Raw genomic sequence first — 25,106 nt, 5'->3', positions numbered from 1 at the left:
TATGAAACTAAAACTAATAATAACTGCGCTACTTGTTTCATTGCTCTCTCAAGGACAGTCTTTTAAGAGCTATAATCAATTGTCGGACAGAGTCAATATCATTCTTGATGATGGAATATTATGCTTTCGACCATTAACAGAAAATGCCATTCGAGTGCAATTTACTAAAGAAATATTCCTTGAAATTCCAGAACTTATTTTAACATCCAAAACGCCAACTCCTGCATTTAAGGTAAGAGAAACTGCGGAAGCTTTAGAAATAAGCACCAAAAAAATGAAAGTGGTTTTAGATAAAGAAAGTGGCTCAATCTCTTACACTGATTCTAGTGGTAAAGTTTTTTTGAGCGAAAAACCGAAAACAAGATCCTTAATTTCAGGTTCGGTAATGGGTGAAGCTTGCGTTGCTGCACAACAAAGTTTTGAGTCGGCAGACGATGAATTAATTCTTGGTTTGGGTCAGTTTCAAGACGGACATTTTAATATTAAAGATGTTACTCGAGAGTTAATACAAGTGAACACTCAAATTGCCATTCCGTTTATATATTCCAACAAAGGCTATGGCTTGTTATGGCATCAATATGGTTTGACTGATTTTAATCCTGCCGATGATAAAATTACAATCGAAAAACAGCTGGTTAATAAAGGAAATACTCCAACTTTAGTCGATGCAACTACAGCTTCGGGCACCAGAAAAGTAGAACAGTCGCAAGATACTTACACCGGAACATTTACAACGACGGCGGATGGAATGTACTCCGTTATGCTCAATTTAGGCGGTATGGGGAATCGGCATTTTGTTGTAATAGACGATGTGGCTTGTATTGATCAAAGTAATTATTGGTTGCCTCCAACTGCGAGTGCAAAAGTGATGCTGAAAGCTGGCGAACACAAAATCAGAGTATTATGCAAATCGACTAATAAACCTCAAATTTCTTATAAGTTAATAGATGGTTTTGCCACATTTCGTTCTCCTCACTCAAAAATGTTGGATTATGTGGTTTTCTATGGTCCGAATGCCGACGAGATTATTTCCACCTATCGCAATCTTTCTGGAAATGTTCCAATGTTGCCTAAATGGTCATTCGGATTTTGGCAATGTCGCGAAAGATATTCCTCTAGCAACCATTTAATTGAAACTGTAAAAGAATTTCGCAAACGAAAACTGCCAATGGATGTTATCGTGCAAGACTGGCAATATTGGGGAAAATACGGTTGGTCGGCAATGAAATTTGACGAAAAAGATTATCCAGATCCCGCCGCACTTTTGAAAGAATTACACGATTTGAACGCCCGCTTGAGTATCTCGGTTTGGGAAAACGTGGACAAAAAATCGGCCGTAGGGAAAAGCTATACTGCCAATAATTACTTCATTCAAGGCAGTCCTTGGCTAGATGTTACCAATCCTGCGGCACGCCAAGCACATTGGGACGCAATGAATCAAGGTCTTTTTTCTGTTGGTGTCGATTCGTGGTGGTTAGACGCAACCGAACCTGAAAACGATGCCTTGCACAATAAAAAACTACATATTGGTGCTGGTGATTTTTATAGATTAACTTATCCATTATTTGTTTCACAGGCGGTTTACGAAGGACAAAGAAAAACCACGGAAGACAAGCGCGTTTGTATTTTAACACGTTCAGCTTTTGCTGGTCAACAACGCTATGGAACAATCAATTGGTCTGGAGATGTAAACGGAACTTGGGATGGTTTTACACGTCAAATTGTTGCCGGACTTAATTTTAGTATTACTGGAATGCCTTATTGGACAACAGACATTGGTGGGTTTTTCCGTCCCGGCGCTGGACAATATACCGACAAAAACTACAATGAGCTTTTAATGCGATGGTATCAATATGGTGTTTTTAATCCGATTTTCAGAATTCACGGTTATCAAACCGAAACCGAGGCTTGGAAAAACGGACCTGTTGTTGAAGCAAACATAAGGGAATTGCTCGATTTGAGATACCGTCTACTGCCATACATTTATTCTGAAGCTTGGCAGGTTTCCAAAAACGGCTCTACAATGATGCGACCTTTAGTAATGGATTTTAAAAACGATGCAACTGCAAGCCATCAAGCCTATCAATATATGTTTGGCTCCTCGTTTTTGATTGCTCCAGTTATAAAACCCGGAGTTACCAATTGGGAAGTCTATTTACCCAAAGGGGTTCAGTGGTATAATTTCAAAACAGGCAAACGTTTTGAAGGTGGTCAAACCATTACAACCGATGCGCCATTGAATAGTACTCCCGTTTATGTAAAAGCGGGTTCAATTATTCCGATGGGCAAATTAATGCAATACGCTAACGAAAAACCGGCAGATACACTTGAAATTCGGATTTATAAAGGCGCCAATGGCAAGTTTGAACTGTATGAAGACGAGGGAAATAATTACAACTACGAAATTGGAAAATATACTTTAATCCCATTTGAATATAACGAACAAAACCAAACCTTAACAATCAATAAAAGACAAGGAACTTACATTGGATTTTTAAAAGACATTGTTTTTAACATTGTAGTTGTAACTGAATCAAACGGCTTAGGAGCGAACGAAAGCGCAACATTCAAGAAAATAAAATATAAAGGAAAAACGATAAAAATTGATTTGAAGTAAAGAAAATCGACACCCTTATGAGAAGAGTTTAGCCGTAAGTTTAATGTAATTTTTTTAAAAATCAAAAAATTTATGAGAATCTGTGTAATCTGTGGCAAAAAAAATGAAGCAGGGCTTCAAATAAAATATATTTAAAAAATAGGATCAAAATGAAAAACAAAACAACAGTATTAAAATTTGCGGTTATTATTTTAACTGCCGTAAATGGATTTTCCCAAAACGTAAATTGGATTTCCAGCACAGAAAAGCAACCTTGGAAAACTAAAGAAGTTATTAAATTGAATGACTTCAATGCATCAACGCCTGTTGACATTGAAATACTAACCGACAAAAAACAACAAACCATTGATGGTTGGGGAGGTTGTTTCAATGAATTGGGTTGGCAGGCTTTGAATACTTTACCATTCAAAGAACGAGATAAAGTAATCAAGGAATTTTTCGATCCAAACGAAGGGCTAAAATACAATCTTTGTCGAATGCCAATCGGAGCGAATGATTATGCTGTAAATTGGTATTCTCTCAATGAAACCGATGGTGATTTTGAAATGAAAAACTTCAATATCGAAAGGGATAAAACCATTTTGATTCCTTACATCAAAGCGGCTTTAAAATTCAGACCCGATCTAAAAATTTGGGCATCGCCTTGGAGCCCGCCAACTTGGATGAAGACCAACAAACATTACGCTAACAAACCAAATACTTTCAATGATCTTACAGAAGAAAATGCCGTAAAAACGGGTGACCAATTTATACAAAAGAAAGAATACCTCACGGCTTACGCACTTTACCTTTCAAAATTCATACAGGCTTACCAAAAAGAAGGTATTAACGTTTTTGCTGTGCATTTTCAAAACGAACCTTACACCTACAATCAATGGCCAAATTGCAGTTGGACAGCTCCTGCAATGCGCGATTTTGTTTCAGGATATTTAGGTCCAAAGTTTGCCAAAGATAAAAATCCTGCACAAATCTGGTTTAGCACCATCAACAGTAGAGACTTAGACGTTTTCGAAACGGTTTTGTCCAATCCTAATGTGAGAAAATATTTCTCGGGCGTTGGCGTGCAATATGAAGGTCTGGATGTAATCGATAAAATTGGTCAAAAATATCCTGAACTTAATTTAATGCAAACCGAAACCCCTTGTGGCGATGGAAATTTTAGCTGGAATGATGCCGAAAGCACTTTTGGAACTATAAAATCCTATTTAGATAAAGGCGTAAAGTCCTATATGTATTGGAATATGATTTTAGACAGCACGGGCGAAAGCTCTTGGGGTTGGAAACAAAATGCTCAAGTTGTCATCAATAAAATGACTAAAAAAGTAACCTACACACCCGAGTTTTACATTTTCAAACACCTAAGTTATTTTGTAACACCGGGTTCAACCAAACTAGAAATCAAAGGATTGACAGAAGACTCTCTTGCATTTGTAACTCCTGAAGGTAAAATCGTTTTGGTAACAGTAAACTCTTCGTACAGAGCAAAAACTTTAAAAGTAAAAATTGGCGCAAAGCAATTTGAGGTAAACTTATCTGCAAATTCTTTCAATACATTTACATTATAAGCTAAGGTCTTAATTCTAAAAAAAAATGTATTACATTGGTTTTGATATAGGTAGTTCTTCGGTCAAGGTTGCTATTGTCGAAATGGCAACCGGAAAAAGCATTGGCGTCGTGCAAGTGCCAGAAACTGAAATGAGTATGCTTGCGCTAAAAAATGGCTGGGCAGAGCAAAGTCCCGACGAGTGGTGGCAACATTGCTGTACTGCCGTTGCCAAAATAAAGCAGCAATTCAATATTTCAAGCGAACAAATAAAAGGAATAGGAATATCGTATCAAATGCACGGATTGGTTTTGGTCAATGCAGCAGGTCAACCGTTGAGAAAATCCATAATTTGGTGTGACAGTAGGGCTGTTGAAATTGGCAATGAAGCTTTTGCAACTATTGGCACAGAAAAATGCAATGAACACTTACTGAATTCTCCCGGAAATTTCACCGCTTCAAAGTTGAAATGGGTCAAAGAAAACGAGCCAGAAATTTACAACCAGATTCATAAATTGATGCTGCCAGGTGATTACATTGCTTATAAATTATCCAATGTAATCAATACCACCATTTCAGGATTATCCGAAGGAATTATGTGGGATTTCAAGAAGGACAGTTTTGCCAATTTCTTATTCGAACATTATGGCATTTCAAATGAATTGGTTCCAGACCTAGTTGATACTTTTTGCATTCAATCTAAAGTGGACAAAAAAGGAGCCGAAGAAAGCGGTCTTGCCGAAAGTACACCAATATTTTACAGAGCTGGTGACCAACCCAACAATGCGCTTTCGCTGAATGTTTTCAATCCCGGCGAAGTGGCTGCAACTGGTGGAACATCAGGCGTGGTTTATGCAATGACCAACAGTTTGTCGGTAAAAGAAAGTTCGAGAGTGAATAATTTTGCTCACGTGAATTACAAAAAAGGCAATGAACCAAGAATTGGAAAATTGCTATGTATCAACGGAGCCGGAATTCAATACCGTTGGTTGCTCAACAATCTTTCAGTTTCTTCTTATGAAGAGATGAATAATTTTGCCTCGGCTATTCCAGTTGGTTCAGATGGAGTTTGTTTAATTCCTTTTGGAAACGGCGCCGAGCGAATGTTGAATAATAAAGACATTGGCACCCGATTGGTCAACATCAATTTGAACAATCACGGCAAAGCTCATATTTGTCGCGCAGCCTTGGAGGGAATTGCCTTTTCATTTGTCTATGGAATGGAAATTATGAAATCTGATGGTATCGAAGTAAAAGTAATGCGTGCCGGAAACGACAATTTATTCCGTTCCGAGATATTTTCGAATACTGTGGCAACACTTATTGGTCACGACATAGAAATTTACAATACTACTGGAGCCATTGGCGCAGCAAGAGCAGCAGGACTTCGCGAAGGTGACTTTGAAAACTTTGGGAAATATAGTATCGACAATGATTACGTAATGGCGTATAAGCCTTTTAAAGACAAACAACCGTATTTAGGAGCGTATCAACTATGGAAAAACGAATTAGAATTAATAATCAATAAATAATTATAATATGGCAACTTTAGGCAATAAAGAATACTTTAAAGGTATTGGCGAAATTAAATTTGAAGGAGCGGCATCAGACAATCCATTAGCATTCAAATATTACAATCCAGACCAAGTGGTGGCCGGAAAAACGATGCGTGAGCATTTTAAATTTGCCATCGCATATTGGCATACTTTCTGTGGGCAAGGTTCTGATCCATTTGGACCTGGAACACAAAATTTTGCTTGGGATCAATCCTCAGATGCGGTGCAAGCTGCTAAAGACAAAGCAGACGCCGCTTTCGAATTTATTACCAAAATAGGATTTGGATACTACTGTTTCCACGATTTCGATTTAATTAGAGAAGGAGCCAGTTTTGGAGAATCTGAACAAAGAATCCTAACTATCACTGATTATTTGAAAGAAAAACAAGCAACTTCTGGCGTAAAATTACTGTGGGGAACCGCAAATGCTTTTTCGAATCCACGTTATATGAACGGTGCAGCTACCAATCCTGATTTTAATGTAGTGGCAAGAGCTGGTGGACAAGTAAAATTAGCTTTAGACGCAACTATTGCTTTAGGTGGTGAAAATTATGTTTTCTGGGGCGGACGTGAAGGTTATATGTCTTTGCTGAACACTGATATGGGAAGAGAATTAGATCATTTGGGTACGTTTTTGGCGAAAGCTAGAGATTATGCAAGAGCGCAAGGTTTCAAAGGCAATTTCTTCATCGAACCAAAACCAATGGAACCAATGAAACATCAATATGATTTTGATTGTGCTACCGCCATTGGATTTTTACGACAATATGGATTAGAGAAAGATTTCAAAATGAATATCGAAGTCAACCACGCTACATTAGCGCAACACACTTTTCAACACGAAATGGAAGTGGCTTCTAAAGCTGGAATGTTAGGAAGTTTAGACGCCAACCGTGGCGATTATCAAAACGGATGGGATACCGATCAATTTCCAAATAACATTCAAGAAACGACCGAAGCTATGTTGGTATTCTTAAAAGCAGGTGGATTACAAGGTGGAGGCGTTAATTTTGATGCCAAAATTAGAAGAAATTCTACCGATATGGAAGATGTTTCCCACGCTCACATTGGCGGAGCGGATACTTTTGCAAGAGCCTTGTTGACTGCGGATAAAATCATCACTTCATCAGCTTACAACAAATTACGAACAGAAAGATACATTTCATTCGATGCTGGAAAAGGAAAAGAATTCGAAGAAGGGAAATTAGATTTGAAAGCTTTGTACGAAATTGCCAAAGAAAATGGGGAATTGACTTTACAAAGTGGCAAACAAGAATTGTTTGAGAATATAATTAACCAATATATTTAGAATTTTTGAAAATTCAAAAGTACTATTTAGTATTCTGACGAAAGGCAAATCGCAATTTGGTATTCAACTTGTTTGAGACTGCCCTTTCGTCAAAATAATAGCTTACTATTTGATACGTTTCTCTACAATTTTCTTGTTGATTGCTTTAACTAATGCTGGCCCTTCATAAATAAAACCAGTATACAATTGGATTAAACTGGCTCCAGCTTCCAATTTTTCGATAGCATCTTCGGCTGAATGAATTCCTCCTACTCCAATAATCGGGAAGGCTTTGTTACTTTTTTGAGACAAAAATCGGATGACTTCAGTTGATCTTTTGGCTAATGGTTTTCCGGACATTCCACCCATTTCTTGTTTATTCTCGGATTGTAATCCTTCACGAGATAACGTAGTATTGGTGGCAATAACTCCAGCGATTTTAGTTTCTTTGACAATATCTATAATATCTAATAATTGGGAATCTGTTAAATCTGGAGCAATTTTTAAAAGTATTGGTTTTGGTTTTGGCTTAGCCAAATTTTCGTTTTGCAACGTTTGCAACAACTTAGTCAGCGGCTCTTTTTCTTGAAGTTCACGAAGGTTTGGCGTGTTTGGGGAACTCACGTTTACAACAAAATAATTGACATAGTCGTATAAAGCATTAAAACAAATCAGGTAATCATCGACCGCATTTTCGTTTGGTGTCAATTTATTTTTGCCAATGTTTCCTCCAATTAATACGTCTTTGTTTTTCTTAAGTTTTTCTATAGCCAACTGAACTCCTCCGTTATTAAATCCCATTCGGTTGATGATGGCACTGTCTTCAACTAAACGAAAAGCTCTCTTTTTCGGATTTCCTTCTTGTGCTTTTGGCGTAAGTGTTCCTATTTCTATAAATCCAAAACCAAAACTGGACAACTCGTTATATAAAGACGCGTCTTTATCGAAACCAGCTCCTAATCCAACAGGGTTTTTGAACTTCAATCCGAAAACTTCAGTCTCTAACCTCCTGTCATTAACATCATAAATCAATCTAAAAAGAGCTGGAATTCCCGGGATTTTAGATACTAATCGAATGAGTGAAAACGTGAAATAATGCACTTTCTCGGGGTCAAAGCAAAAAAGTATTGGTCGAATAATTTGTTTGTACATAATGGAGTGTGTTGTGATGCAAAAGTAAAATTATCCATCTGATTTTGTAAATTTTTGCGATATAAATTTATATAATCGTCTAATTGGCCAAGAAACCGTTTTAGCTTGATTATCATTATCAAGCTAAAATTAAGCTTTTCCTAACAATAAGCCATTATCAAAATTTGAGGTAAACGAGGTCTACTTTACAAATACTGCAACAATAACATTGTTTATATCAAGGTCTTTAACAAAAACACACAGATATCTTTCAAAAAAAAGGATAGTTACCGTATGGCGAATATTTTAAATAATTTCATAATTTATTAAATATATATCAAAAATGCATGTGCAATTTTAAAAAATCACTAAAATATGATAATTATCATTTTAACTCTTGACATATCGACATAATTTTGTCATAGAAAAAAGTTACATTTTATTAAGCCGAATTTGAGGAACAAAAAAGTAGCCCTAAAAATTTAAGCATCAATAATAATTAAATACAAACAAAATGACTACATCAAAATTTTCAAGATCTTTTATGATCCTTCTAATAAGTATCATAGTATCGACTCCTAGTATCCTAAAAGCACAAAGTTGTCCAATTATACCGCTCATTGCTTCAATTAATGTACACGGAACATCAAATGTACACGATTGGGATATGAAAGCAACCAATATTACTGGAGAATTAGGATTAAACGGTTACAAACAAATTAATGCCATACTTATAAAAATCGAAGTTAAATCGTTAAAAAGCGGAAACGGGATTATGGATGGAAAAACTTATGATGCCTTTGATTTCAAAAAAAATCCGTACATAGTTTTTCAGTTGACAGAAATATCACAATCAAAATTATCAGATAACGATTCTGAAATCACATTAACCGGTAATCTATCCTTTGCTGGAGCAATAAGAAAAATCAGCATTAAAACTGTTGGAAAAATTACAAAATCAGGAGATTACCAACTTAAAGGAAGTGTTCCATTAAAAATGACTGACTTCAAAATGAAACCACCGACAGCTATGTTAGGCACAATGAAAACAGGTGATGCAGTTACGATTAAATTCGACGTGACTTTCAAAGGATAATACCAATAATTAATCAATAAACTACATATTATAAACAACTAATTTTAATCAAAATGAAAAAAACAATTCTTTTACTAGTAGCTGCTATAGGTTTAGGCAGCGTTGCAAATGCTCAAACTTCTTTTGGGCATATACAAAACCAGATACCGCGTGATCAAAGAGGTATCAACCAATTTGATATCAAAAAAGACAGTGCGGAATTTAAAGGTCTTAGCATTGACTTAGGGGCTGCATTCAATATGAATTACCAAGCAATAAATTCGTTTAACGACCAACCTTCAACTTTTGCTCTACCTTCAAAAATTGTTGGATATCAATTAATGAATAATGAAAATAATTTCACCCTTCCTTCAGCTGATATGACCATAGGAGCCCAATTGTTTGAAGGTGTAAGAGTAAATCTTGATATTTATCTAGCTTCAAGACACCACAATGAAACGTATGCAAGAGGCGGATATTTACAAATTGACAAGTTAGACTTCATCAAGAAAGACTTCCTTGCAGACATTATGAAATACGCTACAATCAAAATTGGACAAATGGAGAATAACTTTGGTGATGCTCACTTTAGAGCCTCTGACAATGGTAGCACTATGAGAAATGCATTTGTTGGAAACAACATTATGAATGCATTCATTACTGATTTAGGTATGGAAGTGTATTACAACAGAAGCGGATTAGTTAGTATGATAGGTGTTACTAATGGAAATCTGAATCAAGGTATCAAAGAAGTTGTTTATCCTACTGTTTCTCCTGCTACTCCAAATCCAAATACAGTAGTTAGTCCTACAATCTTGGCTAAATTAGGTTACGACAAACAAATCGACCAAGATTTGAGAGTAAGACTTACAGGTTCTTACTACCACAGTGCAAACTTAGGGAACTCAAACTTATACTCTTCTAATAGATCAGGATTTGGTTTTTGGGGTGTATTGAACAATAATGCTTACACTAATAACGGTGTTGCAGTTGCTGGTAATTACAATTCAACTTCTACACCAGAAGCAACATTCAACCCTGGTTTCAAAAATTGGGCTACTTCACTTATGTTCAACCCATTTGTAAAATACAAAGGTTTTGAATTCTTTGGAACTGTCGAATTAACCTCAGGTGGAGATAAAGTAGGTGTTGATGATAAACGTACTGCTAACCAATATGCTGGAGACGTTGTTTACCGATTTGGAAAAAATGAACAATTCTATATAGCAGGAAAATACAATACGGTATCTGGAAAACTATCTAATGCAGATGCGAAAGAAGTTACCGTAAATAGAGTTGAATCAAGCTTGGGTTGGTTTATGACTAAAAATATTTTAGCAAAATTAGATTATGTTAGTCAAAACTATAAAAATTACACACAATTTGCAGGAAACGTGCCTACTGGAAATGCAAACAACTTTTATGGTGGTAATTTTAAAGGTTTAGTGTTTGAAGCTACTATTAGTTTCTAGATTATTTTTGTTAGAAACTGGCAAGACTAGTGCTTGCCAGTTTTAATTTAAAAATGTTATAATTTTTTGTATTATGAAAAAGCTAATTAGTTTACTGGCATTAAGTTTCATAATTTCTCTATCTGTAAAAGCACAAAGTTTAGTTTCTGCAGAAATACAAAAAAACAGTTCATTGACTATCAAAGGATCAACAAATATTTTGTCTTTCAAGATATATCAAAATGGAGATCAACTTTCTGGAAGCAAGTTGTCGGTGGTAACGACGCAAAAACAAAACAAAATATATGTAAGCCAAAACCAACTTTCGGTCGTGGTCAAAAACTTTGCTTCTAACAATGCTATGGCTTTAAAAGACTTTTTAAAGTTATTAAAATCGGATACCTACCCTATTTTGCAAGTCGAACTTAACTATTTAGACTTAGAACCACTCTCCGATAAAGGAAAAACATATAGCGGAGTAGCATTGATTAACATCACAATTACTGGTAAAACAAGATTTTATTCCATTCCAATTACGTTTGTTAGCAATGGAGATATATATGCCATAAATGGCAGCAAAACATTGAGCATAAAAGATTTTGGACTTATTCCTGAAACCAAAATGATGGGAATGATAAAAGTAAGCGACTGGATAGACATCGATTTTCATATCATTTGCAAAATAGCCAACTACGGTGAATTAGTAGAACTATAAATCGGCTATTCATTAAAATTAAATTTTTTCGGTTTTTTAGTTGAAAAATAGGGTTGATCGAATTCAATCCTATTTTTTTGTTTTACACTAATCGATAAAAAGAGAAATACTACCTTTGCAAAAAACAACTTTTATGTCAAATATATATTTAGGCTATCATTTCACAGTGGAACCCAAAGAACTAGGTTCTGAAATTTTGATTGCCGAACTGGGTGAACTGCCTTTCGAAAGCTTCATCGACAGTGACTTGGGCATCGTTGCTTACATTCAAAAAGACCTTTGGAATGAGTATATCCTTGACGATTTGTTCATTCTAAAATCGCCTGAATTTACCATATCCTACAAAGTAGAAGAAATCGACCAAGTCAACTGGAATGAAGAATGGGAAAAGAATTTCGAACCTATCGATGTCGATAGAAAATGCCACGTTCGTGCTCCTTTTCACCCAAAAACGAATGCCGAATTTGATATTGTAATAGAACCTAAAATGAGTTTCGGAACCGGTCATCACGAAACCACACATATGATGATTCAGCATTTATTAGAAATGGATGTTACCGGAATGAAAACCTTGGATATGGGTTGCGGCACAGCGATTTTGGCGATTTTGGCAGAAATGAAAGGCGCTCAACCTATTGATGCCATTGACATTGACAACTGGTGCTATTTGAATTCTATAGAAAATGCTGAACGCAATAATTGCAAACAAATAACAGTTTACGAAGGCGATGCGGCTTTGTTGAATGGTAAAAAATATGATTTGGTTATAGCCAATATCAACCGAAATATTTTGTTGAACGATATGCAATCGTATGTAGATTGCTTAAATCCGAAAGGAACGCTATTATTAAGCGGTTTTTATACTGAAGACATTCCGTTTATTGATGCTTCTTGCACTGAAAAAGGATTAACTTATGTTAAAAAGTTCGAAAGAAACAATTGGGTATCCTTAAAATATGTAAATTAGTATTCGAAAAACTGATAGATGGAAACCGACAGAAAAAATCATTGGGAAACAGTTTACCAAACCAAACAGCCCAACGAAGTTAGTTGGACACAGAAAAATCCAAAAACTTCGATTGATTTTATTCGTGAAACTCATTTAGATAAAACAGCAAAAATCATAGACATTGGTGGTGGCGACAGCAAACTTGTTGATTTTTTACTAGAAGAAGGCTATGAAAACATAAGCGTTTTGGATATTGCTGAAAAAGCATTAAAAAGAGCGAAAAAAAGATTGGGTGATGATTCAGAAAAAGTGAACTGGATTGTTTCTGATATAACTGAATTCAAACCAGAAACTAGGTACGATATTTGGCACGACCGCGCTACATTTCATTTTTTGACAAGACCTGAACAAATAAAAACTTATGTTGAACTTGCTGAAAAATGGGTTACTAATTTTCTAATAATAGGCACTTTTTCAGAAAATGGCCCAAAAAAATGCAGCGGATTAGACATCAAGCAATACAGTGAAATGGAGTTGGAAAAACAATTTTCAAACAGCTTCAAGAAATTAAAATGCATTACTGAAGATCACACAACACCTTTTGAAACTGCACAAAATTTCACATTTTGTATTTTTGAAAAAATTAAATAATTTTAGAACTATTTTTATTTACAACCTACAAATTATCTAAAAATGAGTACCAAAGAAAAGGTAAGAGAACGAGTTAGCCTGAAAGAAGCAACTAGAATAAACAACGAAATCATTGTGTATAATGACGATGTGAACACTTTTGACCATGTCATCGAAACCTTGATTCGAGTTTGTAACCATACTCCAGAACAGGCGGAGCAATGTTCTTTGATAGTACATTATAACGGAAAATGCACCGTAAAAACAGGAATCTTAGAAAAATTAAAACCACAATGCAGTCAATTATTAGAAGCTGGACTGAGCGCTGAAATAGTATAGAATTTTTCAAGGTATCGAATAAAAAAAGCAGGATTTTCTAAAAAGAAAATCCTGCTTTTTTTATTTAAATTATACTATTATTTTAATCCGAATCTTGCTCCCTCTCCTTTGGAGAGGGTTGGGGTGAGGATTTAATGCGGCAATTTATCCCTCAACAATCCGTATAAAAAAGTTCCGAAAAGTGCTCCGAACAGCACCAAAACCATAGGTAAAAATCCAGCACCAAGCAATATAAATATCGGTCCAGGACAAGAACCAACCAAAGCCCAACCCAACCCAAAGAAAATTCCACCAACCCAAAACCGAGTAGAACCAGGTTCTTTTTCAATAATTTCTATAGGCAAACCTTTAATGTCTTTGATGTTTTTCCTTTTTATAATTTGGATTCCAATAACTCCAGTGACAATAGCAACCATTATGATTCCGTACATGTGAAACGACTGAAATAGAAACATTTCATAAATTCGATACCAAGAAACCGCTTCGGATTTTGTTAATACAATCCCGAAAACAAAACCAACTAGTATATATTTTAATGCTTTCATATCTAAAAAATTAAGGGTAAAATGAAATGCGCCATAATCAATCCTCCAATAAAAAATCCAATTACGGCTTTTAGAGAAGGGATTTGCAAACTACTCAAACCATAAATAGCGTGTCCAGAAGTGCATCCGCTGGCATATCGTGTTCCAAAACCAATCAAAATACCGCCAATTAGCAATATCAAAATCTTTTTGGGAGACTGAAAAATGTCGTTCGCAAATAACGCATCGGGTAATAATTTTCCGTTGGGAGCATCGATGCCTAATTGTGCCAGTTGTTCGATTGTTTTAGGATTGATAGCCGCATTTGATGCATCACTCATGAAATGAACTGCAACAAAACCACCCAACATTGCTCCTAAAACTACCAATAAATTCCAACGCTGCGCTTTCCAATCAAAATCGAAAAAGCTAACTTTTTTGCCCAACCCTGTCATCGAACACAAAGTGCTCAAATTAGAAGACATTCCGAAAGTCTTTCCAAAATAAATCAGGCTAAGCATCACTATTCCTATCAAAAAACCCGAAACATACCAAGGCCAAGTTTGAAATAATATTTCCATAATAGTACTTTTAACTGCGAAAATAACAATTCTAATTTTATAAGGGGAATAATTAAGGCATAATTGTTGTTTATGCTGGCAATACCGATTAAATTTGTTGATAAATTAGATTGCGATTGTATCGCTATTTAATCCTTAAAATCATATTATAAAAATCATGAAAAAAATAATTTCTTTTATAGCACTATTTATTAGCATTACATCCTGTACCAGTACAAAATCGACCATAAAAAACATTGATAATAATGCCCCAAATCTTCAACTAGTTAACAACAATACCTTTTATATTTCGGAATTCAGTAACGATAGAAAATACGGTTATGACAAAGATTATCCTATTAATATATTTTTTGAAAACACTCGCAATGTAACTATGAATCAGCAACGCTTTTTGAATGCTTTGGCTGGACCAAAAGGTGAAAAAATAACCTATACCAAACTAGAAAGCTGCTGTCCGTTTCCAACAAAAAGAAGCGAAATGGGAGTCGGATTATTAGATGCCTACGAATTAAAATGGGAAGGTCAAAAATCGCCTGTAATTTTATATTTAAACATTTTCGAAAAGGGTGTTTTAATGGTTCCGTTTGGATTAAGATTGAAAAATAATTAATCCAATGCAACAAATCCTAACTATCTTTGCCACGAAAAATCATCCTATGAACATACACAATATTTCGCAAATAAAACATACCGATAGCGGTAACTTCTTTCTTTTAGCCGGTCCTTGCGCCATTGAAGGAGAAGAAATGGCGATGCGAATTGCCGAAAAATTAATTGGAATTACTGATAAATTAGAAATTCCTTTCGTTTTCAAAGGCTCTTTCAAAAAAGCCAATCGGTCAAGAATTGACAGTTTTTCTGGAATTGGAGATGTAAAAGCCTTGCAAATTCTTCGGAAAGTTTCCGAAACTTTTGGAGTTCCTACCGTGACCGATATTCACACCAATGAAGATGCAGTTATGGCTGCCGAATATGTTGATGTTTTGCAAATTCCCGCTTTCTTAGTTCGTCAAACTGATTTGGTCGTGGCTGCTGCCAATACCGGAAAAGTAGTGAACCTCAAAAAGGGACAATTTATGAGTCCCGAAAGTATGAAACATGCCGTTCAAAAAGTTTTGGATTGCAGCAATCAAAACGTGATGGTGACCGATAGGGGAACCATGTTTGGTTACCAAGATATGATTGTCGATTTTCGAGGAATTCCCACAATGCAGCACTATGCAACTACCGTTCTTGACGTGACACATTCCTTGCAACAACCCAACCAAACTGCTGGCGTTACTGGAGGAAGACCAGATATGATTGAAACCATTGCCAAAGCTGGAATCGCTGTGGGTGTGGACGGAATTTTCATTGAAACTCATTTCGACCCAGCTAATGCCAAAAGCGATGGTGCCAATATGTTGCACTTAGATTATTTTGAAGCCTTAATGACCAAATTAGTCGCCATCAGAAAAACCATAAACCAATTTTAAGCTAAAGACTAACACTTTGAAAAAAGCTACTTTATACCTAGCGTTTTTCTTTTTGTGTTTTTCGTTCATGACTTTTGCACAGAATGACACCATCAAAAAAGAAAGATATACCGCCCACAACAAAGCTAAGTTCACCCTTGCTTGGGGAGGAAACAGAGCGGTTTTTTCCCATTCAGACATTCATTTTGTGGGAGCTGATTACAACTTCGTTGTTCAAAATGCTGTCGCTCACGATAAACCAAAAGGATGGGATATTGATTACATTTTACCTCGGAGAATGACAACTCCTCAAACTAATTTTAAATTGGGCTATTTCATAACCGATAAATACTCCATATCCATTGGTGAAGACCACATGAAATATGTAATGACCCAAAATCAAACTGCAAATGTAACGGGCGTTATTGATGGAAATCCACCATTTAATGGAGTTTACGTGAATACACCTACTGTAATGACCGAAGAATTCTTAATGTTCGAGCATACCGATGGTTTGAATTATATATATACCGAATTTGCAAGACAAGATGATATTTCGAGTTGGTTTGGCATAAAAAATACTGATAAATTTCAAGTAAATATCAACGAAGGCTTTGGGATTGGATTATTATACCCAAAAACTGATGCTTCATTGATGGGAAAAGAAAGACACGATGATTTTCATATTTCAGGATATGGAACTTCGCTTAAAGCAGGGATCAACTTTACCATTTTTAAATATTTCACCATAGAAGGCGATGTGAAAGGTGGCTACATCAATATGTCCGATATTCGTACCACAAAAAGTGCCTCAGATCACGCATCGCAATATTTTTTCTTCGCTGAAACCATTGTTTCTTTTGGAGGAATTTTTAGGATTTAATTCTACATACCGCTTTATAAAGAATCTCCTGAAGGAGATTCTTTTATTGATACAAACCTTAAGGGATCTGCACTTGCAATACCAAAAAAAATAATTTAAATCTAATCAGGAAACACAAATTCATTCATAGTAAAATCCAAAACATCCGATTTTACAGAGGTGCGAATGATTTCGTCAATACCTTTCTCGAGCAATAATGGTGTAGTGTATTTTCGGCTTGTTGCGATTACCGTTTTGTCGAGCATCATTTTGAAAAAGTACTTTCCGTTGGCAGCCCGAGCTTTCACGTAAATGTACTTTTCGATGTTGGCCTGAATTGCCGAAATAATATCTTCACATTCCATTCTGAGTTCATAGGAAGTACTGGTGAAAATAGTTTTTCCTTTTCGGGAGGTAAATACAAATTTATAACGATCATCAAATCGTTTGCTGATAACGAAGGTGCCCATAATGCAGTGTGGATTGTATACGGAGTTAAAAAAATAAAGGAGCTAGTCGACTTTTGGTAATTGGACTGTATGCGGTCACAATTTCGCTTTTAAATTGTCTTTCACCTCATCGAACCATTCGTTGCGAAGAATACTCAAAATAATACTGTCTCGTCGTACCTCGCTGCCAAAGGTTGGCATATGATTTCGCAAAACACCTTCGACTTTGCAACCGATACTTTTCATTGCTGCAATACTGCGCTGGTTGTTGTTGTCAGCGCGAAATTCCAAACGTTCCATTCCAAGGGTTTCAAAGGCAAATTGCAAGAGTAGAAATTTACAATGTTTGTTTAATCCCGTTCCCCGAAAATCTTTTCCGTACCAAGTGTAGCCCAATTGCAGCGTTTTAAAAGGTAAATTAATGTCATAAAAACGAGTACTTCCGGCATATTTCCCTGACTTCTTGTCAAACACGATGAAAGGAAATTCTGTTTTGTTCGCTTTTGCTTTTAAAGCCAATTGAATATAATGAGTAAGATTTTCTTTTCCGTTGGCTCGAACTAACGAATATTCCCAAGTTTCAGGTTCGTTGATGGCCATTTCCAATAAATTTTCTACATCAGATTCCAGTAAAGGACGAAGTAAAACCAAGTCGTCTTCGAGGATTGTATTTTGTGGAAATTCGAAAATTGCTGCCATTGTAATGGGTTAGGTAAATTGTAAATAAGCTTCGGAAAAAAAGAAACGAAGATAAACGAATTATTTGATTTGGAAAGTTTAAAAAATCACTCATTCCTTTAGAAATAACGCATCGCAAATTTTGGCATCCAGAGCGAAAAATTAAATTCCTCCTGAGTATCGGCAAGCTAATTCATTGTTTTACATTCAGATCCCTACCAGCCGATACTACTGCTTTACTTTTCCAAATGTTAGAGGACAATTTCGATTGCTAATTTAATTTTTAAAAATAATTAAAAAATAGTGCTCAATTGAAATAATATCATTTACTTTGCACTTCAAAGTACTTTAAAGATGGAAAACGAAAAATACCTTAACGACATTTCTGAAATTAAAAATTTAATGAATAGATCGTCTCGATTCATTTCTTTGAGCGGACTTTCGGGAATTTTGGCAGGATTGTATTGCCTCATTGGCGCTGGACTCGCCTATAAAATAATTTATTTTGACACCGCAACATTAAATAATTATAGCGATTTGATTGTCACCCAAACGATGCTAATAAAGCTTTTTACAATTGCGGCGAGCGTTATCGTATTATCGCTGGGAACAGGTATCGTTTTAAGTAGTAGAAAAGCTAAAAAAAGTAATGATAACGTTTGGAATTCAGCTTCTAAACGATTGGTAATTAATTTTCTGATTCCATTATTGACTGGTGGTACTTTTATTTTATTTTTAATTGAAAAAGAAATATTGGGATTAGTAGCTCCGCTTACACTCCTTTTTTACGGGTTGGCCTGCGTAAATGCTAGCAAATATACCCTTGGTGATGTTCGATATTTAGGAATTACAATGATACTTCTGGGCTTGCTTTCCACTTGGTTTTTAGGCTATGGATTGTTCTTTTGGGCATTGGGTTTCGGTGTTTGTCATATTCTTTACGGTTCGATAATGTATTATAAATACGATAGAAACTAATTTTGAAAAACATCATCCAAAATATAAACAAAGCGTTCGATCATCGAATACGACTGGGAATTATGTCGGTTTTGATGGTCAATGAATCTGCCGATTTCAGCACGCTGAAAGAGCTTTTGGGCGTAACCGATGGAAATCTCGCGAGCCACACCAAGGCCTTGGAGCTAGAAAATTATATCGCAATTGAAAAACAATTCATAGGCAAAAAACCAAACACCAGTTACAGAGCCACCAAGGAAGGCAGAAGCGCCTTTCAAGATCATATTACAGCTCTTGAAAAATTAATACAAAAAAGATAAAACTATTTTTTTATTTATTTACTTTGAAATACAAAGTACTTTATGATTATTAAATATTAATAACAATTTCAATTTCAACAACAACTATTTATCTCAATCTTCTAAAATTCAAAACAAATGGAAACACCCGAAAAACAACCCGCAACAAGTTTCTTTCAATCCAACACTGCCAAAATGATTATGGTAGGTTTGCTCACACTATTTTTACTGATTCCACTCGAATTTGTAAAAAATTTAATCGCCGAAAGGTCGCAACGACAAGAAGAAGTCATCACCGAAATCAACGATAAATGGGGCGAAAGTGTCTTCCTTTATGGTCCAATTTTGAAAGTACCGTACACTGTCTATGAAGAAACCGTTTCGATTAACGAAAAAACAAAAGAAACAGTAAAGCAAAGAACGGCCTACACCAACTTTGCCTACTTTTTCCCTGAAGAACTCAAAGCCAAGTCGAATGTAACCACCAAAGTTTTGAACAGAAACAATTATGAATCGGTGGTTTTTAGTTCGAAAATGGCATTTGAAGGCAATTACATCCATCCCGATTTTAGTAGCAAAGAAATTGCAAACGAAAACATTCAATGGAATAAAGCCACCATTATAATCAAGACGACCAATCTAAAAAGCATCAAAGACGAGGTGAAAATCAATTTTGGAAAGGCAAATTTTACCTTTGAACCCGTTTACGATTCAACTTCAAAAGACAGCACCGAAGCTTTGGAAACAAGCTACATTGATTTAAACAAAATCCTAACCGAAGGAAAAACTGCCTTCCGTTTCGAAATCACGTACAACGGAAGCCAACAAATAAAAATGGTTCCCATCGGGAAAACTACTCAAATACATATGGAATCCAATTGGGCTTCGCCGAGTTTTACCGGCAATTTCCTTCCAGACGACAAAACAAAACAAATCTCGGCTACTGGATTTGTGGCCAATTGGAAAATTCTTCACATCAACAGAGCATTTTCGCAACAAACCTTCGATAATTTGCCTGATTTAAGACAGTATGCTTTTGGCGTTGATTTTGTCATTCCGGTAAACCAATACCAGCAAAACGAACGTGCCTCAAAGTATGGTTTTCTGGTGATTGGTTTGACGTTTTTGATTTTCTTTTTGATACAATCTATAAGCAAAATCAAGATTCATATTTTTCAATATTCGATGATTGGACTAGCGTTGATTATGTTTTACACCTTACTGATTTCGATTACCGAACATAGTAGTTTTATGAAAGCATACATCATTGCAGGAATTGCTGTTATTGCGTTAATAACGTTGTACTCGGTTGCGATTTTAAAAAATCGAAAATTCCCGCTCTTTATTGCCGCTTCCCTTAGCTCATTATACACTTTTCTGTATGTCATAATCCAATTAGAAAACTACGCTCTACTGGTGGGAAGCATAGGATTGTTTGCCATTCTTGCTGCCGTTATGTATTTTTCCAGAACCATTGATTGGAACAGCAGCAATTCTTGATATTATTTGAATGGTACAATTTTAAAAAGAACTCTTCGCCTTCTGGTTTAGAGTTCTTTTTTTTTATTTCTATTTGTAATTATTTATGCTTAAGTTTATTAAGTCTAAAATTTAAACGTCGTAAAGGCAAAAGAAGTTTCTCGTCAAGAATTCAATTAATTTTAATATTCATAACTTCAAGACAATCATAACTAACAAACATAGCAACTATGATAAAGAAATCCATTTTAATAGAGAATAAAACTTCGATTACGGCAAAAAACTTACAACTTGTAATCAAATCTGAAATCCGAGAAAGCACTATTCCCATTGAAGATATTGGGTTTTTAGTTCTAGATAATCAAGAAATTTATCTTAGTATACCTGCAATGAATTTGTTGGTAGAAAACAATACTTCGGTAATTATTTGTGGCAAAAATCATTTGCCTAACGGGATGTTTCTCAACCTCAACAGCCACCATATTCAACAAGAGGTTTTCAAAAACCAAATTGAAGCCTCTATACCGCTAAAAAAACAATTGTGGCAACAAACTATCGTCGAGAAAATAACCAATCAAGGAATTCTTTTGGCAAAAATTACACAAAACAAAAACAGCTTTGATTTTTTGGCGAGCAAAGTTTTGAGCGGCGATACCGCTAATATGGAAGGTGTGGCAGCTGCTCAATATTGGAAAACCTTTTTTGATACTTATGACATCCATTTCAAACGAGAACGTTTTGGCGATTACCCCAATAATTTTCTCAATTATGGCTATGCTATTCTTAGAGCCGCAACCGCGAGAGCTTTATCAGGAAGCGGATTGTTGAACACTTTAGGCATTCATCACAAAAGCAAATACAATGCTTTTGCCCTTGCCGATGATATTATGGAACCCTTTCGACCCTTGATTGATGAAAAAGTTTTTGAAATTATGAAAAATTATGAAGAACAAGAACTGAACACCAAAATAAAATCGGAACTTTTGCAAGTATTAACAAGAACAGTATATTTCAAAGACGAAAAAAGTCCGTTGATGGTAGCCTTGCAAAAAACAGCTAGTTCCTTGCAACAATGCTTTATGGGAAGTAGAAAGAAAATCAAATACCCCCAATTATGGAACTTAACGCCTACCGAATAATGTGGTTGTTTGTGTTTTTTGATTTGCCTACAGAAACCAAAAAGGATCGACGGAATGCTTCGCAGTTTCGGGGAAATCTCCTCAAAGATGGTTTCTCGATGATGCAATATTCGGTTTATATTCGTCATTGTGCTAGTGGCGAAAGTGCTGATGTACACGAAAAACGAATTAACAAACTCGTTCCTCCTTTAGGAAAAGTAAGTGTTTTACGGATTACCGATAAGCAATTTGGGATGATTATTAATTATTTGGGCAAAGCCAAGCAAGATGCTGTGGATGCACCAACACAATTGGAGTTGTTTTAAAAAAGTGGTTCTTGGCGATTATCCCAAAAATAAGACAACTGAATAGTTTCTTGATTTATTTCATAAAATAAGGAACATTGCTTGCTAATAGTAGCTTTTCTAACTTTATTATTAAAATTAGAACTTTTATAAATATAAGGTTGAGTAGAAATAGAATGAATTACCGAATCTACTTTTGCAATAAACTTTTTAGCAGAAATAACACCAAATTTTGCTTCAATATAAAGTACAATTACATCAAAAGTGGTTTCAGCGTTTTCTGACCAAACCACTTTCATAAGTTGTATTTGGTTTTATATTTAGACATAACTTCCTCATGTGTAGAAAATTTTCCTTGCTTGAATTGTTCCTGACTCTCTAGAATACCGGCTTTTACGTGCTCCGGAAGTTCTTCCCAAAAATCAACCTCTTTATCTTCAAAAGTAATTTTTGCTTTTATGGCTGTCGCGATTTCCTGCAACATACTTTTATATTCGTCTTTAGTATCAATAACTACTCTCATATTCATTGTTTTTACAAATGTAATGATTTTTAAAATCTAATTTTATTTTCGGGAAAATCTTTAGAAACAAAAAAATGCTCCAATCTAGCCTATCACGTGCTAAAAAGGAGCATTTTATTTTACGATATTCTTCTTTATTCTCTTGATTATTAGAAGGTCACAAGCCAACTAATATCGTGTTTTCTAATCTTTAATCAAACCACAACCCTTATGAAGTTCAATTACACACACACCGAAATATCGTGTTTTCTAATCTTTAATCAAACCACAACCTTTGCCACTTCGTTTATTAAAATTACTTTAATATCGTGTTTTCTAATCTTTAATCAAACCACAACGGTTCTGGTAAATCGTACGATGCCTTTGAAAATATCGTGTTTTCTAATCTTTAATCAAACCACAACTATGAAGAAATGATTGCTAAAAGCACATTTAATATCGTGTTTTCTAATCTTTAATCAAACCACAACGATATGGTTCGGGGAATGTTTCTGCGAATGAATATCGTGTTTTCTAATCTTTAATCAAACCACAACGTAGCCATTAAACAATACTATTTTTTGATTAATATCGTGTTTTCTAATCTTTAATCAAACCACAACGGCTGCTTCCTTTGGTACAAATTTAAAAGAATATCGTGTTTTCTAATCTTTAATCAAACCACAACTTAGTCCATATCGTGTGTGCTGCCTGTTACAATATCGTGTTTTCTAATCTTTAATCAAACCACAACTGTACGTGTTTATGCAATTTTGGCACTTTTAATATCGTGTTTTCTAATCTTTAATCAAACCACAACTTGGCATAGTCAATGATTTCATCCCACTCGAATATCGTGTTTTCTAATCTTTAATCAAACCACAACTGGCTGCATCGACTGCTTTTACTCTGGCGTAATATCGTGTTTTCTAATCTTTAATCAAACCACAACTTGAAAAGCCAATAATTGTATCGTCCGTATAATATCGTGTTTTCTAATCTTTAATCAAACCACAACAAGACAGTATTACATCATAAGTACCTTTATAATATCGTGTTTTCTAATCTTTAATCAAACCACAACAGTTCGTACATGTGCTTGTTTAAAATTGATAATATCGTGTTTTCTAATCTTTAATCAAACCACAACAAGTTCCTATCGGTTTCATTGCCAATAGTTAATATCGTGTTTTCTAATCTTTAATCAAACCACAACGAGGTCGTTGTAGTTGTATTTTGTTACCTGAATATCGTGTTTTCTAATCTTTAATCAAACCACAACGGGGAAGCAAACATATAGTATTAAATTTTAAATATCGTGTTTTCTAATCTTTAATCAAACCACAACTCATACCATCCGAGTTCTTCAAACTCTTTGAATATCGTGTTTTCTAATCTTTAATCAAACCACAACTGCATTAAACCACATTTGGTCTAATCCACTAATATCGTGTTTTCTAATCTTTAATCAAACCACAACAGTTTATTGGGTTAATATTTGTTTTTGTAAAATATCGTGTTTTCTAATCTTTAATCAAACCACAACGCGTTGGTGTCATTGTAAATTTGAATTATTAATATCGTGTTTTCTAATCTTTAATCAAACCACAACTGAAAGCTACTGCATCCCTGCTGGGCGGATGCCATACCTTTCAGTTGTGGTTTGAGATGTTTAAGAGGTCGAAAAACCGTATGTCAAAGAACATTGTATTCAGAAATCATTTTCGAAAATACAAAAAAAATCCCAATCTTAACATTGGGATTTCGTTGTTTTACTCTTTTGGTTTCTTGCTTGGTCTTTTGCGTTCACTTTTTCTTACACCACCCGCCATTTCATATTCCGAACTATCATCAGTATACTTAAAAGCAACACCTTTAAGCACACGTGTGCTCCAACCTTTAAGTACTTTTTCCTGAGCCAGAAAATCATTATACAAATCATCAACTTTACTCAACGCAGTGTTATAAACCTCTACTTTGGCCTCTGTTAATGCAATTTGTTCTTCATAAGCTGCGGCAGTAATGCCGTTGCCCAAATCAATTCCTGCTTGAATACTTTTTATCGACGCTAAGCGTGTTTTTGCCATGTCAATAGAACCAACCTTTTCTAATTTTTTTCTAGCCATTTTTCGATGATTTAATTGTTACTATTTTAAAACTTCTATAAAAATAAATAACAAATTTTATTGGCAAATTTATTTTGCAAATCTTTAACATTTTGGCACAAAAATATACTACTTTCAACTACTTTGTCCAATCGTAAACAATTGATTAGAAGTCCAAAAATAGTTGTAAACATTGCAATTTAAAGGAAATACTCTCGATAATCATCTACAGCAATTGCGTTATTATAGGTTCTTGTTGCCCACAATCTAGAACTACTTATTAAGTAACTAGAACTACTTATTGAGTAACTAGAACTACTTATTCAATAACTAGAACTACTTATTGAATAACTAGAACTACTTAGTCATTCCTTAAAAATGAATTAACAATTTGATTGTTAATAACTTGTGATTAAATTCAGTTGAAAACAGTACTTTTAAATCGCCAAAAAGTGTATATTTCGGTATAAAAAAGTGGCAATATGTTAGGCAAAATAAA

Annotated in this window: 26 protein-coding genes and 1 CRISPR repeat array; of the genes, 18 read left to right on the top strand and 8 right to left on the bottom strand. The window is 35.0% G+C overall.

Annotation, left to right across the window (positions count from 1 at the left end; translation table 11 throughout):
* Window position 1 precedes the first annotated feature (1 nt).
* The 4 genes from RMO83_RS12710 (at window position 2) to xylA (ending at window position 7,025) form a co-directional block, all read left to right on the top strand.
* The gene (locus RMO83_RS12710; RefSeq protein WP_310560073.1) at window positions 2–2,617 is read left to right on the top strand and encodes a glycoside hydrolase family 31 protein; all 2,616 of its coding nucleotides are present in this window, start codon (window positions 2–4) and stop codon (window positions 2,615–2,617) included.
* Window positions 2,618–2,766: 149 nt separating this feature from the next.
* Complete coding sequence (locus RMO83_RS12705) at window positions 2,767–4,182, top strand: glycoside hydrolase family 30 protein (protein WP_310560072.1); 1,416 nt, start codon at window positions 2,767–2,769, stop codon at window positions 4,180–4,182.
* A 25-nt stretch (window positions 4,183–4,207) separates the two neighbouring features.
* Entirely contained in the window at window positions 4,208–5,692 is a 1,485-nt protein-coding gene (locus RMO83_RS12700; RefSeq protein ID WP_310560071.1) for an FGGY family carbohydrate kinase, read from the top strand.
* Between the two features lie 7 nt (window positions 5,693–5,699).
* Complete coding sequence (gene xylA / locus RMO83_RS12695; RefSeq protein WP_310560070.1) at window positions 5,700–7,025, top strand: xylose isomerase; 1,326 nt, start codon at window positions 5,700–5,702, stop codon at window positions 7,023–7,025.
* A 105-nt stretch (window positions 7,026–7,130) separates the two neighbouring features.
* On the opposite strand, the gene RMO83_RS12690 is transcribed toward xylA, so the two are convergent.
* Window positions 7,131–8,156: a quinone-dependent dihydroorotate dehydrogenase gene (locus RMO83_RS12690; protein ID WP_310560069.1), complete on the bottom strand. Its 1,026-nt coding sequence runs from the start codon at window positions 8,154–8,156 to the stop codon at window positions 7,131–7,133.
* Between the two features lie 523 nt (window positions 8,157–8,679).
* Here RMO83_RS12690 and RMO83_RS12685 point away from each other — a divergent pair.
* From RMO83_RS12685 to RMO83_RS12660, 6 genes are all read left to right on the top strand, one after another.
* The gene (locus RMO83_RS12685; RefSeq protein WP_310560068.1) at window positions 8,680–9,231 is read left to right on the top strand and encodes a YceI family protein; all 552 of its coding nucleotides are present in this window, start codon (window positions 8,680–8,682) and stop codon (window positions 9,229–9,231) included.
* A 53-nt stretch (window positions 9,232–9,284) separates the two neighbouring features.
* Entirely contained in the window at window positions 9,285–10,682 is a 1,398-nt protein-coding gene (locus RMO83_RS12680; protein ID WP_310560067.1) for a hypothetical protein, read from the top strand.
* 73 nt (window positions 10,683–10,755) lie between these two features.
* Window positions 10,756–11,376, top strand: coding sequence for a YceI family protein (locus RMO83_RS12675; protein WP_310560066.1), 621 nt, complete (start codon window positions 10,756–10,758; stop codon window positions 11,374–11,376).
* A 133-nt stretch (window positions 11,377–11,509) separates the two neighbouring features.
* A complete protein-coding gene (prmA, locus tag RMO83_RS12670) occupies window positions 11,510–12,343 on the top strand; it encodes a 50S ribosomal protein L11 methyltransferase (RefSeq protein ID WP_310560065.1) in 834 nt (277 codons plus the stop codon).
* Between the two features lie 18 nt (window positions 12,344–12,361).
* Complete coding sequence (locus RMO83_RS12665; protein ID WP_310560064.1) at window positions 12,362–12,976, top strand: class I SAM-dependent methyltransferase; 615 nt, start codon at window positions 12,362–12,364, stop codon at window positions 12,974–12,976.
* A 42-nt stretch (window positions 12,977–13,018) separates the two neighbouring features.
* Complete coding sequence (locus RMO83_RS12660; protein ID WP_310560063.1) at window positions 13,019–13,294, top strand: ATP-dependent Clp protease adaptor ClpS; 276 nt, start codon at window positions 13,019–13,021, stop codon at window positions 13,292–13,294.
* A 131-nt stretch (window positions 13,295–13,425) separates the two neighbouring features.
* Here RMO83_RS12660 and RMO83_RS12655 read toward each other — a convergent pair whose 3' ends face one another.
* Together RMO83_RS12655 and RMO83_RS12650 are read right to left on the bottom strand one after the other, a co-directional pair.
* Entirely contained in the window at window positions 13,426–13,839 is a 414-nt protein-coding gene (locus tag RMO83_RS12655) for a DUF6691 family protein (RefSeq protein WP_310560062.1), read from the bottom strand.
* 2 nt (window positions 13,840–13,841) lie between these two features.
* On the bottom strand, window positions 13,842–14,399 hold the full coding sequence (locus tag RMO83_RS12650) for a YeeE/YedE thiosulfate transporter family protein (protein ID WP_310560061.1): 558 nt from the start codon (window positions 14,397–14,399) through the stop codon (window positions 13,842–13,844).
* Between the two features lie 157 nt (window positions 14,400–14,556).
* On the opposite strand from RMO83_RS12650, the gene RMO83_RS12645 reads away from it, so the two are divergent.
* The 3 genes from RMO83_RS12645 (at window position 14,557) to RMO83_RS12635 (ending at window position 16,736) form a co-directional block, all read left to right on the top strand.
* Window positions 14,557–15,009 (top strand): 2-dehydro-3-deoxyphosphooctonate aldolase, encoded by a 453-nt coding sequence (locus RMO83_RS12645; RefSeq protein ID WP_310560060.1) that lies wholly within the window; start codon window positions 14,557–14,559, stop codon window positions 15,007–15,009.
* Window positions 15,010–15,055: 46 nt separating this feature from the next.
* Complete coding sequence (kdsA, locus tag RMO83_RS12640; RefSeq protein ID WP_310560059.1) at window positions 15,056–15,874, top strand: 3-deoxy-8-phosphooctulonate synthase; 819 nt, start codon at window positions 15,056–15,058, stop codon at window positions 15,872–15,874.
* A 67-nt stretch (window positions 15,875–15,941) separates the two neighbouring features.
* Window positions 15,942–16,736: a hypothetical protein gene (locus tag RMO83_RS12635; RefSeq protein ID WP_310560086.1), complete on the top strand. Its 795-nt coding sequence runs from the start codon at window positions 15,942–15,944 to the stop codon at window positions 16,734–16,736.
* A gap of 101 nt (window positions 16,737–16,837) precedes the next feature.
* On the opposite strand, the gene RMO83_RS12630 is transcribed toward RMO83_RS12635, so the two are convergent.
* Window positions 16,838–17,185 carry a DUF1508 domain-containing protein gene (locus tag RMO83_RS12630; RefSeq protein WP_310560058.1) on the bottom strand — a complete coding sequence of 116 codons (348 nt, stop codon included), beginning with the start codon at window positions 17,183–17,185 and terminating at the stop codon, window positions 16,838–16,840.
* A 75-nt stretch (window positions 17,186–17,260) separates the two neighbouring features.
* Window positions 17,261–17,863: a GNAT family protein gene (locus tag RMO83_RS12625; protein ID WP_310560057.1), complete on the bottom strand. Its 603-nt coding sequence runs from the start codon at window positions 17,861–17,863 to the stop codon at window positions 17,261–17,263.
* Window positions 17,864–18,196: 333 nt separating this feature from the next.
* On the opposite strand from RMO83_RS12625, the gene RMO83_RS12620 reads away from it, so the two are divergent.
* The 5 genes from RMO83_RS12620 (at window position 18,197) to cas2 (ending at window position 22,021) form a co-directional block, all read left to right on the top strand.
* A complete protein-coding gene (locus tag RMO83_RS12620) occupies window positions 18,197–18,820 on the top strand; it encodes a hypothetical protein (RefSeq protein ID WP_310560056.1) in 624 nt (207 codons plus the stop codon).
* Window positions 18,821–18,822: 2 nt separating this feature from the next.
* Window positions 18,823–19,119 carry a transcriptional regulator gene (locus RMO83_RS12615; protein WP_310560055.1) on the top strand — a complete coding sequence of 99 codons (297 nt, stop codon included), beginning with the start codon at window positions 18,823–18,825 and terminating at the stop codon, window positions 19,117–19,119.
* A 117-nt stretch (window positions 19,120–19,236) separates the two neighbouring features.
* Window positions 19,237–20,598, top strand: a complete 1,362-nt coding sequence (gene creD, locus RMO83_RS12610) for a cell envelope integrity protein CreD (protein WP_310560054.1) — start codon at window positions 19,237–19,239, stop codon at window positions 20,596–20,598.
* Window positions 20,599–20,807: 209 nt separating this feature from the next.
* Entirely contained in the window at window positions 20,808–21,716 is a 909-nt protein-coding gene (gene cas1 / locus RMO83_RS12605; RefSeq protein WP_310560053.1) for a type II CRISPR-associated endonuclease Cas1, read from the top strand.
* Entirely contained in the window at window positions 21,692–22,021 is a 330-nt protein-coding gene (gene cas2, locus RMO83_RS12600; protein ID WP_310560052.1) for a CRISPR-associated endonuclease Cas2, read from the top strand. The genes cas1 and cas2 overlap by 25 nt, the downstream gene beginning before the upstream one ends.
* On the opposite strand, the gene RMO83_RS12595 is transcribed toward cas2, so the two are convergent.
* The 3 genes from RMO83_RS12595 to RMO83_RS12585 all read right to left on the bottom strand — a co-directional run bounded on the left by RMO83_RS12595 (window position 22,018) and on the right by RMO83_RS12585 (window position 24,628).
* On the bottom strand, window positions 22,018–22,299 hold the full coding sequence (locus RMO83_RS12595) for a type II toxin-antitoxin system RelE/ParE family toxin (RefSeq protein WP_310560051.1): 282 nt from the start codon (window positions 22,297–22,299) through the stop codon (window positions 22,018–22,020). The two genes, cas2 and RMO83_RS12595, sit on opposite strands and share 4 nt — an antisense overlap.
* Window positions 22,296–22,523 (bottom strand): hypothetical protein, encoded by a 228-nt coding sequence (locus RMO83_RS12590; protein ID WP_310560050.1) that lies wholly within the window; start codon window positions 22,521–22,523, stop codon window positions 22,296–22,298. The genes RMO83_RS12595 and RMO83_RS12590 overlap by 4 nt, the downstream gene beginning before the upstream one ends.
* A gap of 170 nt (window positions 22,524–22,693) precedes the next feature.
* Window positions 22,694–24,114: a CRISPR direct-repeat array (repeat unit 36 nt; unit sequence AATATCGTGTTTTCTAATCTTTAATCAAACCACAAC).
* Between the two features lie 160 nt (window positions 24,115–24,274).
* Window positions 24,275–24,628, bottom strand: coding sequence for a hypothetical protein (locus RMO83_RS12585; RefSeq protein ID WP_310560049.1), 354 nt, complete (start codon window positions 24,626–24,628; stop codon window positions 24,275–24,277).
* Window positions 24,629–25,106: the final 478 nt, after the last annotated feature.

The organism is Flavobacterium sp., assembly GCF_031423415.1.
Classification (GTDB): domain Bacteria; phylum Bacteroidota; class Bacteroidia; order Flavobacteriales; family Flavobacteriaceae; genus Flavobacterium.
The sequence above is the reverse complement of the archived record's forward strand: the minus strand, read 5'-3'. Positions and strand labels throughout refer to the sequence as shown.